This is a genomic window from Gimesia chilikensis (genome assembly GCF_007744075.1).
GTDB classification, from domain to species: Bacteria; Planctomycetota; Planctomycetia; order Planctomycetales; family Planctomycetaceae; genus Gimesia; species Gimesia chilikensis_A.
In genome coordinates, this window is record NZ_CP036266.1 from 4,721,118 (window position 1) to 4,736,680 (window position 15,563).

At 54.4% G+C, this 15,563-nt stretch carries 9 protein-coding genes; 2 read left to right on the plus strand and 7 right to left on the minus strand.

The features are described 5' to 3' along the window. Positions 1-388 precede the first annotated feature (388 nt). Positions 389-1,075: a hypothetical protein gene (locus HG66A1_RS17740; RefSeq protein WP_145041777.1), complete on the plus strand. Its 687-nt coding sequence runs from the start codon at positions 389-391 to the stop codon at positions 1,073-1,075. A gap of 6 nt (positions 1,076-1,081) precedes the next feature. Here the strand turns inward: HG66A1_RS17740 and HG66A1_RS17745 are convergent, their stop codons facing one another. From HG66A1_RS17745 to HG66A1_RS17775, 7 genes are all read right to left on the minus strand, one after another. Beyond that, entirely contained in the window at positions 1,082-3,994 is a 2,913-nt protein-coding gene (locus HG66A1_RS17745) for an FG-GAP-like repeat-containing protein (RefSeq protein ID WP_197996646.1), read from the minus strand. Positions 3,995-4,113: 119 nt separating this feature from the next. Continuing rightward, positions 4,114-7,671: an efflux RND transporter permease subunit gene (locus HG66A1_RS17750; RefSeq protein WP_145186839.1), complete on the minus strand. Its 3,558-nt coding sequence runs from the start codon at positions 7,669-7,671 to the stop codon at positions 4,114-4,116. 12 nt (positions 7,672-7,683) lie between these two features. Next, on the minus strand, positions 7,684-8,982 hold the full coding sequence (locus HG66A1_RS17755) for an efflux RND transporter periplasmic adaptor subunit (protein WP_232106608.1): 1,299 nt from the start codon (positions 8,980-8,982) through the stop codon (positions 7,684-7,686). A 60-nt stretch (positions 8,983-9,042) separates the two neighbouring features. After that, the gene (locus HG66A1_RS17760) at positions 9,043-9,498 is read right to left on the minus strand and encodes a MarR family winged helix-turn-helix transcriptional regulator (RefSeq protein WP_145041781.1); all 456 of its coding nucleotides are present in this window, start codon (positions 9,496-9,498) and stop codon (positions 9,043-9,045) included. Positions 9,499-9,735: 237 nt separating this feature from the next. Continuing rightward, positions 9,736-10,971 carry a formylglycine-generating enzyme family protein gene (locus HG66A1_RS17765; protein WP_145186842.1) on the minus strand — a complete coding sequence of 412 codons (1,236 nt, stop codon included), beginning with the start codon at positions 10,969-10,971 and terminating at the stop codon, positions 9,736-9,738. 97 nt (positions 10,972-11,068) lie between these two features. Continuing rightward, on the minus strand, positions 11,069-12,406 hold the full coding sequence (locus tag HG66A1_RS17770; protein ID WP_145186845.1) for an HD domain-containing protein: 1,338 nt from the start codon (positions 12,404-12,406) through the stop codon (positions 11,069-11,071). A gap of 36 nt (positions 12,407-12,442) precedes the next feature. Further along, positions 12,443-13,105: a nucleoside 2-deoxyribosyltransferase gene (locus tag HG66A1_RS17775; protein WP_145186848.1), complete on the minus strand. Its 663-nt coding sequence runs from the start codon at positions 13,103-13,105 to the stop codon at positions 12,443-12,445. A 216-nt stretch (positions 13,106-13,321) separates the two neighbouring features. On the opposite strand from HG66A1_RS17775, the gene HG66A1_RS17780 reads away from it, so the two are divergent. Continuing rightward, positions 13,322-15,433 (plus strand): DUF2079 domain-containing protein, encoded by a 2,112-nt coding sequence (locus HG66A1_RS17780; RefSeq protein ID WP_145186850.1) that lies wholly within the window; start codon positions 13,322-13,324, stop codon positions 15,431-15,433. The last annotated feature ends 130 nt before the right edge of the window (positions 15,434-15,563 follow it).

Sequence of the window (15,563 nt, forward strand, 5' to 3'; positions counted from 1 at the left end):
TCGTCTGATTTTTTTCAAGCCGCCCCCTGTCCTGACGATCGAGCCCGTCTGATCGATTTTAGCGATTCTCGATCCCGCAAAACGGATCTGAAAATTACCTGATCGCTATAAACGGATCTTTTCCCTGTCTGGAACTCTTTCCTTATTTCCTGCTGCCCGCTCTTTTGGCTTCGACTCGCTGAAAAAGCAGATCAGATCAGGACTACTTCGGACCTCCCCTCATTTCGCATGCTAGAGTTTTTTTGATTCCCGCTCGTTTCGGGCCTGCAAGAGCGAGCAGCGGATCAAGTTAAAAGCAAACATCAATTCATATCAAAGAGTATAAAACGGCACTTCAAGCCAACGGCGATCACAGAATCGCCTCTCGTGAGGGGGAGAAGATTTAATCATGGGATTCTTGAAACGATTTTTGAAGACGACCTATCGAGACAATACTGCGGGGAAATCGCGCAGCAGTTTCGAAAGTCTTTCAGAAGACCAGCTGGAAACGCATTTAAATATCGCCAAGTACGGTGATTTCATGCTGACCGATGCGATCCGTCCTTCCTACGATCTGGAAGTAGTGCCGCAGGCCGGTTACCGACATGACGTTTACACCGACAAGGAATCCGGAATCAAAATTCCGGTTCTGATGGCTTCCGCTTCCCGCGAAGTTCTGTTCGACCTGTTTATCGATCTCCTCGATCCGCTGGGTCATGAAGTCGATGTTGTACTGGAAACCAGTCACGACGGTGGCCACAATCAGCACCAGGACCTCTATCGGGAACACATGGACCTGCCCGTCCTGAAAAGTACACTTTATGATTACGAAGATCTGTTACTCAACGATGGCTGTGCCGGCATTGCTGTGCTCAATCCATTGATTCCATTGGAAGTACAATTCGACGAGCATAAGCTGCTCATCATGTACGGCCAGGGAATTGATCAGTTTGAGAGCATTCTGGATGAATATGGGATTCCCCACGATCCGGAACTCAAATTTATCACCGAAGCAGAACACGTCCACTCATCAAGTGATGAAGCGATCGAAGAACTGGATCAGTTGAAATACCGGCTCGGCATTGATTTTGAATAAGCGATCTTATTCATAGCTGCGGATCCGAAATGGTTCTGCCTGTCCTTCGATCAGATGCAGTTCCTGATTCGCAGCGATTCCGGTAAAGCGTTGTTTTAGTCCGGATGGCCAGTTGACCTCCAGTTCTGAAACCTGCTGGTCAGGCCCCAGACCAAATACCAGCGATCGCTGATTACTCGCCTGGTATCCGTCTCCCGCGGTCAACTGACGCATCAGCGTCTGCCCGCTTGTTTTCAGGCGGACTGTCGTGCCGATGGCATCCCGATTCGATTCGGTCCCCGTCAATCGCACTACCAGCCGGTTTCCTGCGTCCTTTGTTCGGTTCTCCAGCAACACCACCGGTTGATCGAGACTCGATACAGCAACTTCCGCGCGACCATCCCGGTTCCAGTCCAGCCGCGCCATGCCCCTTCCCAGTCGTGGTTTTTGAAAGAACGCGCCCAGTTTGTCTGCCTTCAGTTCTTCAAATCTCCCCTGCCCCTGATTTTTCAGAAACTGGGGTCGCATCTGCCAGGGTGTCTCCATTTTGCGCAAGTCTTCGACATGCCCGTTAACGACGACCAGATCCTGCAGGCCATCCAGGTCGGCATCCAGGAACTGTGTGCCGAACCCGAGCAGGTACAGACTCGATTCCGCCAGATTCGCGGACTGGGTTGCATCTACGAATTCATCCGGGCCGATCTGCCGATAGAGTGTATTCGTCTCCCGATAATAGTTGGTGATGAACAGATCCAGCAGTCCATCCGCGTCCGCATCCCCGGCGGCAATGCCCATGCAGGCTTCAGTACGTCCCTGGGCATTCAGAGCCAAACCCGACAAAAGTGCCTGCTCAGTAAAGTGAAGTTTTTCAGTGCCTTGATTCACGAAGAAGAAATTCGCTACTGCATCATTGGCAATGAACAGACTGGGATAGCCGTTACCTGTAAAGTCGGCGGCGACAATGCCCAGACCTTTCCCGGCGGGTACTTCAATCCCTGTGTCCGTGGTGACATTTTTCAGGCTACCATCTTTTGAATTCAGATAGAGCTGATCCTGGGCAGCAGGAAAATTCAAGGGCATGCACGAGCGACTGCTCCCATCTGCATTCTGACAGACTCTATCAAAGACATCGGCGCCCGAGAGATAATTGACCGCGTAGATTTCAGGAGCTGCATCGCCATTCAGATCCGCCATCAGACAACTCGTAGTCCAGTCATTCGCGGAACCACGGGCCTCTTCCACTTCGGAGAACGTGCCGTCACCGTTATTCAGGTAGAGTCGGTTCTGACCAATGTTACCGATGTAAACATCATCAAAACCATCCTGGTTCAGATCGCCGATTGTCACTCCCTGGCTGAACCCGTTTTCCTGGATACCGGTTTGTTTTGTCACATCGCGGAAAGTGCCATCCCCCTGATTCAGGTAGATCCGATCGAGGAATTCGGTCGCCCGCTCATCAACGGGCCACCGCGTACCCTGCGTCAGGTACAGATCGGGCCAGCCATCCCCATTCAAATCGAGCACTCCCACTCCGCCGCCGGTGAACTCGTACATCTTGTGCTGCGTCTCGGGCCAGGGATGTCCGTTAAAATATTGAAATTCAATCCCCGCGTCCGTGGTAACATCGGTAAACGCGATCTGTGAATCGGTTTTAGCAGCTTCCTTACCGGATTTTTGAGCTTCCATGTCTGGCGTTGTTTCTGATGATTCCGGCAGGGACAGATCACGAATGGGATTCAGTCCGGGGTCCGTTCGCACCAGAGGCAGTTTTTTGAGTTCCCCCTGGAGTTCGTCTATAGTCTGTTTCGCCCAGCTGAGATGAGGGTCGAGCAGTAAGGCGGCCCGGCTCCAGCCATAGGCCTCCCAGACCAGCCCCAGTTCACGGGCCAGTTGAACGGTTTTCTCAGCGGCGGGCAGTTCTTTGTCACCGTAAACGACTTTGACCAGTCCTTCATAGGTCTGCAGTTTTTGTGAATATTCGAGCAGCTGTTCCGCCGCTTTGGTATCTCCGGTCTGCTTCAACAGCTGTCCCAGCTGATAACAGGCGGTAGGGTTCGTTGCATCCCGTTTGAGTGTCTGTGCAAAGCAGTGAATCGCTGCCTGCTGATTTCCCTGCTGCTGATACCACTGCCCTTCGACATTCCAGATGTCCGGGTGTTCGCGGACTGGTTCCGGTAATTCAGACTGCCACTTTTGAAAGGTATTGGGCGTCTGTAACTTAAGCAGAGTCTGACCGAGCAGCACCTGGGCCTGACTCAATTCAGGCTGGATTTGAATCAGTTTCAGCAGTCGCTGCTGTGCCGCTGCATATTTCTGTTCATCCACATCGAGTCGGGCCAGCATGAGTTGCACGAGAGGATCGTGAGGCGCGGCCTGTTCGTAGTCGGCGAAGAGTTGCGGGTTCTCTAATGAACGGTCACTCATCGACAGCAGATACAGCACGACGGGATTCAGCTCTTTCTGCTGGAGCAGTTTGATGCGAATCGGTACCGCCTTCCAGGTCTGCGTGGACAATCCGTAAATGAATGAGAGCCGTTCGAGAATCAGCCCGTCATCGGGAAAAAACTGGTAGGCCCGCTCGAACTGATCGAGGGCGAGTGACAACTGCTTTAACTGAAACAGATAGTACTCTCCGGAACGGGTGCGTGCCTGGTAACAATCGCGGCTCTGATTATCGGGAATGCGATCATAGTACTGAATCGCAGCTTCGAAATCGCCCTCTTTAATAGCAATTTCTGCGAGCAGCATTGCCGCATCGTCAGCGTGTGAGGGAGACTCCAGCACCGGGAGCAGTTCTCGTTTCGCTTCAGCATACTGCTGCTCACGAAAGGCGTGCGCGCCTCGTTTCAATTGTGCGGACGGATCAGGTTCGAACACTCCGGCGAACCAGAGTGCCAGCCCGATCGTGATCAAAACCAGGAGAATTACAGTCAGTCGCAACAACTCGATGTGCCTTTTCTGTGCCACCAACCATCTGGGTTGTGGGCTGCCAGTGTCAGTAAAAGGGTCAGCTCCCCCATTGTAAAGGGGAGTCTGACCTGACACCATGGGCACGTTGTTTAAACCGTGACATTCTCCTTTTCCTGCGCATCGACATCAGATGCAGTTGCAGGCTGGGTTTTGAACTGCTGAGCGACACTGGGCCTGAACAGATTGATGACCGAATGCTTGGCATCCATCGTCAGACTGAACAGCGTCGGCACGAGGACCAGCGTAAACAGCGTCGAAACAATCAGGCCCCCCAGCACCACACTTCCCAGACCGCGATAAAGTTCACTCCCGGCACCGGGAAACAGCACCAGGGGCAGCAGCCCGAGTACCGTAGTGGTCGTCGTCATGAAAATCGGTCGGATACGTGTGCGGATACTTTCCAGAATTGCTTCGCGAGGCGTCATCCCATCTTCATTGATATGGTTCAACGACTGGTGAATGATCAGAATCGGGTTATTCACCACGGTACCAATCAGGATCACGAAGCCGAGCATCGTCAGCACATCCAGGGTCTGCAGCATAAACAGGTTCAATACACTGAGCCCCAGAATTCCACCGACTGCCCCCAGGGGGACACTGAAAATAATCACGAACGGATACAGCCACGATTCGAACAATGCTGCCATCAACAGATAAGTAATCATCAATGCCAGCAGCACGTTGAACTGTAGTGCCGCCCAGGTATCGCGGAGCTTATCAGCGGTCCCTGAGAGCATAATCCGGTAACCGCCATCCAGTTGACCACTGTCCCGCATAGGCTGGACAATTTCATCCTGGATTCTCTGCATCGCATCTTCCAGTGCCATCGCTTCAGGCGGAGAAACTTCGATAGTAATTGCCCGTTGTCGTTCGCGGTGATTCACCTGTTCCGGACCGCTGGTGATTTCTACATTCGCTAATGCTTCCAGTGGGACCAGAGATCCCATTGGCGTCGCGACCGAAAGGGCTTTCACGTCCTGGGTATTCTGAATGTGGCGGGACTGCCCAACGATCGAGAGATCAATTTTATCGCCGCCCAGGTAATAGTCACCGGCAAAAGCACCATCGACCAGCGCGTTGGCTGTATATCCCAGATCGGCACTGCTTACTCCCATTTCTGCAGCCTGCACCAGTTTGGGCTGAATGTGCACTTCAGGACTGGACAGGTCCAGACTGGGAACGGGACGCACCTGGGCGTCGGGAATCATCCCCTTAACTTTCCCCAGAATCTGCCCCCCCATGCCGACCAGCTTCTGCAGATCGGGCCCGATGATTTCAACTTCGACAGTACGGCCGCCTGTCAAACCCTGTTCGAACAGACTCGATTGCTTGGCAACCGCGAAAGTTCCTTCCAGCTTGGCTCCCGCCTGCTGGACCAGAGGAATCAGTTCACCTACGCGTTGGGAATCATGGGCGCGAATCCCCATAAAGACCATGCGTCCGCGGGCCACGAAAAAGAAATCGCCGATCACCGGATAATCCAGGCTTTTAGCTTCTTCGCTTTCGGGGTCAACAATATCCCAGTAAGGCCGCAGGTCCGATTCGACCGCTTCCCCCAGTTCCATCAACTGGTTCATGTTGTAGCCGGGAGGGGGAAGCAGAATACAGAAAATCAGATTACGGTTACCTGTCGGCAGGTATTCCACTTTTGGCCAGAGCTGCCAGCTGATACCGAAGGCGGCTCCCACCAGAACGCCGGTTACTACCAGGCGTCTCAACAATCCTTTCTGAATCCAGCTGTTCATTCCCACAACGGATTTCACAAACAGAGCGCCCGCAGATTCGATCGGAGTGATAATCACTCTCTGCAAGCGGCCTTTTCTCACCGGTTGCTCGGGTTCGGGATTGTCGACAACCCGCATATCCTCAATGTCCTGTCCCTCCCGTTTGTGTAACAGACGGGCCGAGGCAGTGGAAATCAATGTCATCGAGACCAGCAGCGAAAGTCCGACTGCGGCACTGATCGCCAGGGCAATATCCTGGAACAGTTGACCGGCTTCTTCCTGAATGAAGACCACCGGCAGGAAGACGGCAATCGTGGTCAGAGTGGAAGCCAGCACCGCGCCCCAGACTTCCTGGGTCCCTTTGATGGCCGCCCGGAAGGGAGACTCACCCAATGAGTATCTGCGGAAAATATTTTCCAGAACCACCACCGCGTTATCCACAAGCATCCCGACGGCAAACGCCAGACCAGCCAGACTGATCACGTTCAACGAACGTCCCATCAGTCCCAGAATCAGGAAGGTGCCGATAATACTGGTGGGAATTGCCAGCCCCACCACCAGGGCCCCGCGGGCAAACCAGAAGCCGGCCCCAATGATCAGCGCCAGACAGACTGCGAAAAACCAGGGGGAGATATAAGCAGCAGCGACGGCAGACAAAATAATAAACGGCACCACAATCAGGGTGCGAATTCCCAGATGCAGAAACGACATCAGAACGATCATCGTCAAAGCACCACCGATAAAGATGTTGTTCTTCACCAGGTCGACTGAGGAATAGATATAGTCGGTTTCATCATAAACCTGAACCAGCTGTAAGCCACGGGCTTTGAGAATTGTTTCATCAATCTCTTTAGCGGCTTCGCGGAGTCCGTTCATAATATCCAGCACGTTGGCGCCGGTTTCGCGGATACAGTTCACCGCGATACTCGATTCGCCAAAACGTCGTACCAGGCCATCCGGTTTTTTGTAACCCAGGCGGACTTCTGCAACGTCCCGTACATAGACTGGCGCGCCATCGCGAACCGCCAGCAGCTGATTTTCCACTTCTTCAATATTGCGGAACTGCCCCAGAGTACGCACCACCCAGCGACGTTTGCCTTCCCAGAAATCACCGGCGGAAGTGTCTTCATTCTGGCCGCGCAACACGCGACGCACATCGGCGATCGTCAACTGGCGCGCGGCGAGTTGTTCGGAGTCGACAACCACCTGCAGTTCATCTTCCAGCCCCCCCAGCACGTTTGACTGGGAAACGCCGGCCACACGTTCGAAGCGGGCTTCAATTTCATCTTCCGCGAAACGCCGCAGCTTGGTGACCTCAATATCTTCCTTGGGCAGAATTTCTCCGCGGACATCAGGATATTCATCAGACAGCATTCGCAGGCGCAACATCGCCAGTCCGGGATTGGGAGTTTTTCGAATCACTTCCAGACGGTCTTTGAGTTCCGGATGCTTCTCTCCAAACGCGACAATTTTTTCTTCAGAGGGAAGACGGCTGCTGAGAATGAACCAGGCAATCGGACGGTCCGCAGCGTTCGCAGTACTGATGATGGGCTGATCGGCGTCTTCCGGGTATTCGGGAACCTGCTGCAGGCGCGAGTTGACCTTAAGCAGGGCTTCGTCCATGTTGGTGCCAACCAGGAACTCCAGCGTAATGGTTCCCTTGGAGTCGGCACTTTCCGAACTCAGTTTGGTGATGCCTTCCACACTCTTGAGCTGTTCTTCCTGTTCCAGCACAATTTCGCGTTCGACTTCCTGGGGACTGGCACCGGGCCAGCGTGTTTCGACGGTGATGGTGGGCCGCTGAACTTCGGGCGTCAGCTGCATCGGCATACGAGTCAGAGCGACCAGACCGAAGAGGACCGTCATCAGCACACCAACGGTCACTTTAACCGGATTATGGACAATGGCTGTAATCAAATTCATGATGGTTCCTCATTAACCCTTGATGTCGATGGCTTTGGACTTGGGTTCTGCATCGGGAGACAGAACTTCAGAAATCACCACGTCCTGACCGGGGCGCAGACGCTCGTTACCACGGATCACAACCTGCTGCCCCGGTTTCAGATCTCCCTTAACCTGAATCAGGCGGCCTTGTGCCACCCCAACCTGCACCGGCACTGCCCGGGCTTTGCCCTGCTTTTTATTATCTGCAGCAGGATCGACGACATAGACCATTGGTGTCGGGCCGCCCAATACCAGGGCATCCTTGGAAACCAGCAGCGCTGACTGCTGAGGTCCGGTAGGCAGAACCGCACGGGCCAGCATCCCTGATTTCAACAGGGGACCGCCATCCTTAGTAATTGTATTTTTCAGACGGACTTTGACGGGAAACGTACGGGCACGGACATCGGCCTGCGGTACGATTAAGGCAACTTTTCCCGTAAAGACCTGGTTGGGAATCGCGGGGACTTCCACCCGGACTTCCATTCCCAGCCGCACGTGGGGGACGTGATTTTCCAGCACCTGCACACTGACATCGACCTGATCCAGAGCGATGACTTCAGCCACAAGTTCGCCAGAGTTCACCCACTGACCGACTTCGGTATGTTCGGCGACCACGTATCCATCAAAGGGAGTAATGATCGTGTGTTTGACCACTTTACTTTCAAGTTCATCGACGAGCGCCTGCTGCATGGCTACGCGGGCCCGGGCCTGATCAATTTTCTCTTTGCGAGGCCCCTCGACAGCCAGTTGATAAGCGGACTGTGCTTCTTCGAACATTTCGTCAGCACGAATCGATTCGGAAACAACCTGCTGAATGTCATCATCGTTAACAGCTTTGCGGGCATACAGGGATTCCAGACGTTTACGGCGTTTCGTCTGGTATTCGCTCTCGGCCCGGGCCGCCTGCATCAGTGCACGGGCCCGTTTGATTTCATCCGGACGCGAACCGTTCTCCATCTCTTCCAGTTCGTGCTTCCTCAGTTGCAGTTCTGCCTTTTCTGCAGCCACTTCCAGCTTAATCGTATTCGTCAACAGCTGGGCCAGCGGTTGTTTCGCTTTGACAAAATCCCCTTCATTGACGGGGAACTCAGCCACACGCCCGCCGACGGCACTGCCGATCACACTGCGTTTAATGGGGAGTACGGTTCCGACAAACGTCTGTCCCGAAGCAAGATCCTTCTGGACGACTTCTGCCACCGCAACAGGGGCCGGCCCCCGCTGGGCACAGACAGTCTGTGCATTGATGATCAATACAGCGAGTGCTGCGACTATTCCGGTTGCAAATCTCATAAACTTCCTCAACGTCATATCAAGTAGTCGTAAGTAGTCAGCTTCATCCTGAATCTTGTTTCAGACCGCCTCAAACTCAGGGAGTTTGACTCCCAGATTTTCCTGCACCTGCATCAACAGGGATTTCAGTGTCTCCACCTGTTCGGCGGTCATGCCTTTGGTTGCTTTTTTTCTGAGCCGCTTCAGACAGGAAACCATCTTGGACCAGATCGGTTTCGCTTCCGGCAGAACCTGTAGAACCTTCCGCCGCCGGTCTTCCGGATCACTTTCGCGTTTGATCCACTGATCGCGTTCCATTCGATCCAGAATCCGCACGAGGGTCGGAGGTTCGATCATCATTCGCTCAGCGAGTTCCACCTGGGACAGGGGACCTGCATAGACCAGCCAGCCAATCACCTGAAACTGTCGGAAGGTGATCCCGTAAGGAATCAATTCCTGATTCAACGCATCCTGATAGGAATGCGAAGTCATCGTAATCCAGTAACCGATGCTCTCTTCAAAATCGTATTGCAACATCAGCACCTCCTTCGGAGTGAACGCCCCTGATTGATTAGCCAGGCTAATTATTAGCCCTGTTATAATATTCAGGCATACCCTGTCGCAATAGCGAATCGCCGGGATACAAGGGCTTTAGGCCGATTGCTGCTGAAATCAAGCGGAAAATGCGAGGCAAAGCGGGTAGCTCAAAGTGGACATTAAGGGCATCTATCAATGCCCTGAACAGTTTCAGGCGGGAGACACTGCAAAAAAGAATTAAAACGCGTTCGCGGGGCGGGCGTTTTTGTCAGGCTGCTGGCCTGCAGCGGAAAGGTTCAAGACACAGCGAAAACCAACATCCGGGCTGGGAGTCCGCATGTTTTCTCCGGCCCTTTTCCAGGCTTTCCAGGAATCTTTCGCGCCACGGGCCACTCGTTCCCCCGATACAACCGGCAGCTTGGGACCGGTCCAGTCACGGACGACGCCGGCATCGGAGCGGGCCAGCGCCGCTTTGTAGGCATCGGGAGAATACCAGTCATCGCACCATTCCCGGGCGTTGCCCGCCATGTCGTAAACTCCGTAGGGACTCTTGTCTCCCGGAAAACTTTTCACCGGATCTATTTGTCCGGGTTGACGGTTCTTGTGCCAGAGCGGGCGACCATCACCCCAGGGATACTGAAATCCCAGTTCGCCCCGCGCGGCTTTCTCCCACTGCGTTTCCAGGGGCAACTGCTTGCCCATGGTTCGCGCGTAATTGATGGCGTCGGTATACGCGATGCCCATGGCCGGGATGTTCCCTTCCGCCTGATCATTACCCGCCGGTTCGGGAATTTTGCCTTTCGCGGCGATCATTTCCGAACGCCAGCGGCGATATTGTTCGAGTGTGACTTCATGCAGATCGATATAAAACGCGTTCTGAAAAATCGAAAACTGCGGCTGTGCATTCGGATCGCCGGATTCGACTCCCTGAATCGAAACGCCGGCAGGGACCAGCGCCATCTCGGAGTAATCGCGGTCACAGCGAATCCGCCGGGGAAAGCCTTCTGCAGAATAGCCATATTCTGGCAACGCAGTGAATCCCTTGGGAAGTTTAAATGTAGAACTGGGCTGGGTTGTCTCACCCGTCGCCTCCGGCTGAATGACGGTAAAAGTGGAAGCATTCAATCCCGGTTCGGCAGGGGGTACCACTGCGAACTCTTCTCCGCGGGCGCGATTGGGATCGGGCTTCTGAATCTGGTAATTGTGCAGATAATCGACTAACTCAAAATGATCTTCCGGGTCTCCCTCCAGTTCCGCCGGCTGTGTAGACCGGGAAGGCTGCGGTTCCACTTTACGAGGCTTTAACTGCGGTGCCCGCATATTGGAACGATTTGAGGAAGGTGACCTGGCTTTGTCCTCTTCTGTAAAGCTCCCCACCTTGCCTCCACCGTCACCACAACTGGTCAGCAGCAGTGCAAGCAGACAACATGACACAGAAAAGCGAAATCCGGCGGTCTTCGATAACAGAGGCATGATCAGTACCAGGGAAGCAGAGTGAGTCAAATGAAAAGAGACAGACTATCCTGATTCTAACAACCACGAGACAGATTAACAGCCCTTTTCAGGCCGTTCAGCCGTTTTCCCGGACTGCGTCGATCAGCAGCGATTTGAAATCACTCATCGTTTTACATTCAGTCGCAATCCGGGGATGCGCAAAAACGCGCACCCGTTTGACGAAATCATCAAACTGCTTGCGCGCCAGCGTATCTACCACGGGAGAGACGACGTGCAGCGGCTGATATTGTGCTTCGCGCGGCGAATAGATCTCCACGTTGAATTCCACTTCCCGATGCGTGGGCGGTGCGTCGATCAGAACGTCGGTCGCATCGACCTGCTGATTTAACCGCTGTGTGAGGCGCGCTGCCAGTTGTTCGCTCCAGTGGACCAGTGAAGAGACCGGCCGATGCGCAATCAGTTCGAAGACTTCAGACGACTCGTAGAAACTGAATTCAGCCACCCGTTTATAGAGCACACGTTTGTTACTGAAAATCCCTTCCACAAGTCGTTCGCAGTCAGTCCCCTGTGCTTCCTTGCGGAGTACGGAAATGGAATCGGACTCGGTGAGTTGGAAATACTCGGCGAGATCCAGCCTGGGATAGAGATGATAAAATGCGCGGGCAAACATCGTACTCGCCGCACGAACCGCGTGATGCCAGTAGACTTCACTGAACATCACATAACGGGCAAACACCATCAACTCGGCTGCCGTTTTGCCCTTGGAACCAATCGCCAGTCCATCACCGCACTCGTTAACCATCAACGACTGGATCAGTCGCTTTTTATCGTAGTTACGACCATAAGGCACGCCCGCGTGGAGACTGTCGCGATCGAGGTAGTCCATCTTGTCGATGTCAATCGGGCCGGAGAGAATCGAACGCACCAGTCGCATGCGGGGTGTATCCGAACTCGGTACCAGAATATCCAGCACTTCGGAAGGTTCAATGCCCCACTCTTCCCGCAGGATCTTCGGCAGTTCGTGTCCTTCCGAGAGAAACTCCCGGGCAAACTGCTCGTGCCGGGGAATGCCTTCCAGTGACATATCTTCAATCAGATGACAAAACGGCCAGTGCCCCAGATCGTGCAGCAGGGCCGCTGCAATCAGCACTTCCGCCGTATGCACGTCCACGGTCGCCGCGAAACGTTCGTCCCGTCCCAGTTGCCAGAGATACTGCAGCGCATTCTGATAAACGCCCAGCGCGTGTTCAAAACGCGTGTGCGTGGCTCCGGGATAAACGAGCGCCGTGAAACCCAGTTGGGTGATGTGCGACAGGCGACGGAACTCGGGTGTATCGACCAGGGCCCGGACGCGACCGGTAAAAGGCACGTCCTGCTGGTAGGGAATCCGCACCAGGCCACTGCCTGACTGCAGGTTGGAGAGTTCAGGAATCTCGACATACGGGTGGTTCATGAAACGTCAATTCCGTTTTACGATTTCGTGAGCCGTTCAGGCGAGCAGCGAAGAACGATCGTTCGGCGCAAACAACTCCTCGACGACAGACGCGATCATTTCGTTATCTTCCTGCGCCCCTTCGGAGCACATGGCCTTCCACAGTACCTGACCGGCCTGCACTGCTTTCTGAACCTTGGCGGGCAACGCGTCCACTTCCAAAGGAGGACGCAGATCATGATTCAGGATCGCCGTGGAGAGAGCATGCGGAATCTGTTCGATTTCATCGACCGATTCAAATTCGACCATACCCACCAGCAGCGGATTGTAGCGTCCCTGAATCAACGAGCGGACATCATCTTTATAGGCGATCAGCGGCTTGCCCAGCATCCAGGCCATGGCTGCTTCGGACACAGCGCCTTCATCGGGAACGCGTCCGTTGAGGTTCCAGACCATCGCCTCACATTCCACAACCAGCTGGTAGACATCCAGCGAGAAAATGGCTTCATGCAGAAATTGAGCAGCCGTGGGTGCATCCCAGTTGCGTTCGACCAGCACATCCAGGATCAGTCGAAATTCCATCCCGTCGCGGTGAGGCAGGTAGACGGTATAGCCGGTTTTGGTTAAGAGATCTGCAATCTCTTTCATCTCGTCCCGTTCGGTCCGATTAAACAGAGGACCTGCGCAGTACACGCGCATCTGTTCGTTAGAATGTTTCATGGTCAAACCTGTAATGCTTCCCTGCTGAAAGAAAACCATTTAGAATAGTGAGATAGAGGGGATTCGGAGTTCATTGTAACAACGTCCTGTTTTTTTTCACCCAAACCGGATTCTTTTCCGCCAGCATCTCCCAAATTTGTCAGAGCAGCGCTCAACAGCGCTGCCTGAATCGTCGCAAGCCAGTTAGAACATACCCAGACAGTCTGCTCCAAATTCATGAATCAAAGCGCCCCTACTCCTCCCACGATCGACAGCCGCCGATTTACTTATGCGCTGCTCTGCGTGTTGCTGGGCCCCGGTGCGGTGACACTCGCCCTGCAGACGATCTTCAGCAGTCAGGACCTGGCCGGAATGTATGTCAGCGTTCCGCTCTGGGAAGCACTGCTTTCAAGCTGGGGCGCGACGCTCGATCCGACCACACAAACAGTCGCCATTCCCTTTTTCCCACTGATGGGATACCTGCTCCTCACCGCAGCACTGACCTGGCTGGCGGGGGGCTTCCTGATTTCCCGCCTGCAGAAGTCTGCGTTCGCTGCTGCGCTGACGGACTGGGGCTGCCTGGGTTATCGCTGGTGGTTTCTGCCCGGCGTCTGGGAGCTGCTCAGAATCCTGCTGTTTATTATCGGCTGGAGTAGTGGCGAGGGTCTGCTGCTGGCCACCTCACAGTTCTGGTTCGCGATTACGATCGCGGGCTGGCTGGCCACACTGGTGACGCTGCTGTTTCCTGCTTCTTTGAGTGAAGCCCCGGCCGAAGAACTTTCCACGGAACCAAAGTCCTCCCTGCCCGTCACTGTCTGGCTGCTGATGGGCGTTTTCGTATTGATCTTCACCTGGATGAACTGGCGGCTTTACCAGGGCCTGCTGATTCCCCACGGCGATTCCGCCATGTATGAAGAACATCTCTGGAATGTCCTGCACGGAAAAGGGTTTCGCAGTTATCTGGATCAGGGACTGTTCTGGGGGGAACATATTCAATTCATTCACCTGCTGCTCTCGCCGCTGTACCTGATCTGGCCGTCCCACCTGCTGCTCGAATTGAGTGAAACCGTGGCCCTGGCATGCGGAGCAATACCGCTATACCGTATGGCGACGCGACACAGCGGTTCTAAAACCGTGGGCACTGCAATCGTTGCAGCCTATCTCTGCTACTTCCCCCTGCAGTTTCTGGACATCGCCATCGATCTCAAAACATTCCGACCGATCTCCTTCGGCGTTCCCCTGCTGCTGTTCGCCCTGGAGGCGATCGATCGGAAGCGCTGGAAATCTGCGATCGTCCTGCTGCTGCTCTGCCTGGCTGCCAAGGAAGACTATGCGATTATCCTGGGACCTTTGGGGCTCTGGATCGCCTGGCGCGCGTTTCAGGAAAATAAACCGGAATCGAAAGCGAATAAATCCGTGCTGCTGAAAAGCATCGCCCCGGGCATCGGTCTGTCAGTGTTCGCGGTCGTTTATCTGGCACTGGTTGTGAAAGTTTTGATCCCCTGGTTCCGCGGTGGCACACAGGTGCATTACGTCGGTTACTTTCAGAAATTCGGGAATTCCCTGGGCGAAGTCGTCAGCAACATTCTGTTCAATCCGGGACTGCTGCTGGGCGAACTGATTCAGCCCGATACGTTCATCTATGCCCTCGCACTGCTCGTCCCCCTCGGCCTGCTGCCCCTGTTCTCACCGGGACGGCTGCTGGTGGGGCTGCCTCTGTTCGGACTACTCTGTCTGAACGAACTGGCTCACGATCCACGACACCATTTCCACGCTCCCATTGTCCCCATTCTCTGCTGGGCTGCGGCTTATGGAATCGGCAATGTCACGACGGTGCTGCGTCGCTGGAAATCGGAACCCGTATCTCTGGCACAGACACAGACCTGGGCGACGCATTTCCTCTGGAGCTCCTCCCTGGCGACCGGTCTCTTTTTCAGCCTGGGTCCCGCCGGCCTGGTCTTCTGGGACTCCGGTTCCAGCTGGTACTGGGGACGGCTGTACGTACCCGGAGAGCGGGCGCGTCAGTTTGAAAAAATCGCGGACCTGATTCCCCCGGAGAGCAGGGTCGCCTCGACCGATTTCGTGCATCCCCGCTATACCCACCATGCCCGCTCTTACGATTACAGTAATTACCGGCGGAAAGTAAACGACTACGAAGCAGGGGTGCCGGAGGACACCGATTATATCGTCATCGACACCCAGCACCCTTACAGCGAGATCAAAACCCCTGATCAGATCCCCGAATATCACGATCACCCTGACGAATGGGAATTGCTGCCGGACAAGACCGATGGATATTTCATCGTCCTGAAACGAAAACAGCCCCCGAAACCCGCTGCCAGCGAGTGATCAACGTTGATTTCTCTCAAAATTCAGGAAAATGGGGGCTTCACCCGGTGAAATGAACGGTAATAATAGCCTGTGAACCCACCACGAGACTGACAGGCGGCTGTTTCCCAGTCTCTCGAAAATTGACCTG

Coding starts and splice junctions, on each gene's coding strand:
- HG66A1_RS17740 (WP_145041777.1), top strand. CDS start 389: ATGGGATTCTTGAAACGATTTTTGAAGACGACCTATCGAGACAATACT.
- HG66A1_RS17750 (WP_145186839.1), bottom strand. CDS start 7,671: ATGAATTTGATTACAGCCATTGTCCATAATCCGGTTAAAGTGACCGTT.
- HG66A1_RS17755 (WP_232106608.1), bottom strand. CDS start 8,982: ATGAGATTTGCAACCGGAATAGTCGCAGCACTCGCTGTATTGATCATC.
- HG66A1_RS17760 (WP_145041781.1), bottom strand. CDS start 9,498: ATGTTGCAATACGATTTTGAAGAGAGCATCGGTTACTGGATTACGATG.
- HG66A1_RS17765 (WP_145186842.1), bottom strand. CDS start 10,971: ATGCCTCTGTTATCGAAGACCGCCGGATTTCGCTTTTCTGTGTCATGT.
- HG66A1_RS17770 (WP_145186845.1), bottom strand. CDS start 12,406: ATGAACCACCCGTATGTCGAGATTCCTGAACTCTCCAACCTGCAGTCA.
- HG66A1_RS17775 (WP_145186848.1), bottom strand. CDS start 13,105: ATGAAACATTCTAACGAACAGATGCGCGTGTACTGCGCAGGTCCTCTG.
- HG66A1_RS17780 (WP_145186850.1), top strand. CDS start 13,322: ATGAATCAAAGCGCCCCTACTCCTCCCACGATCGACAGCCGCCGATTT.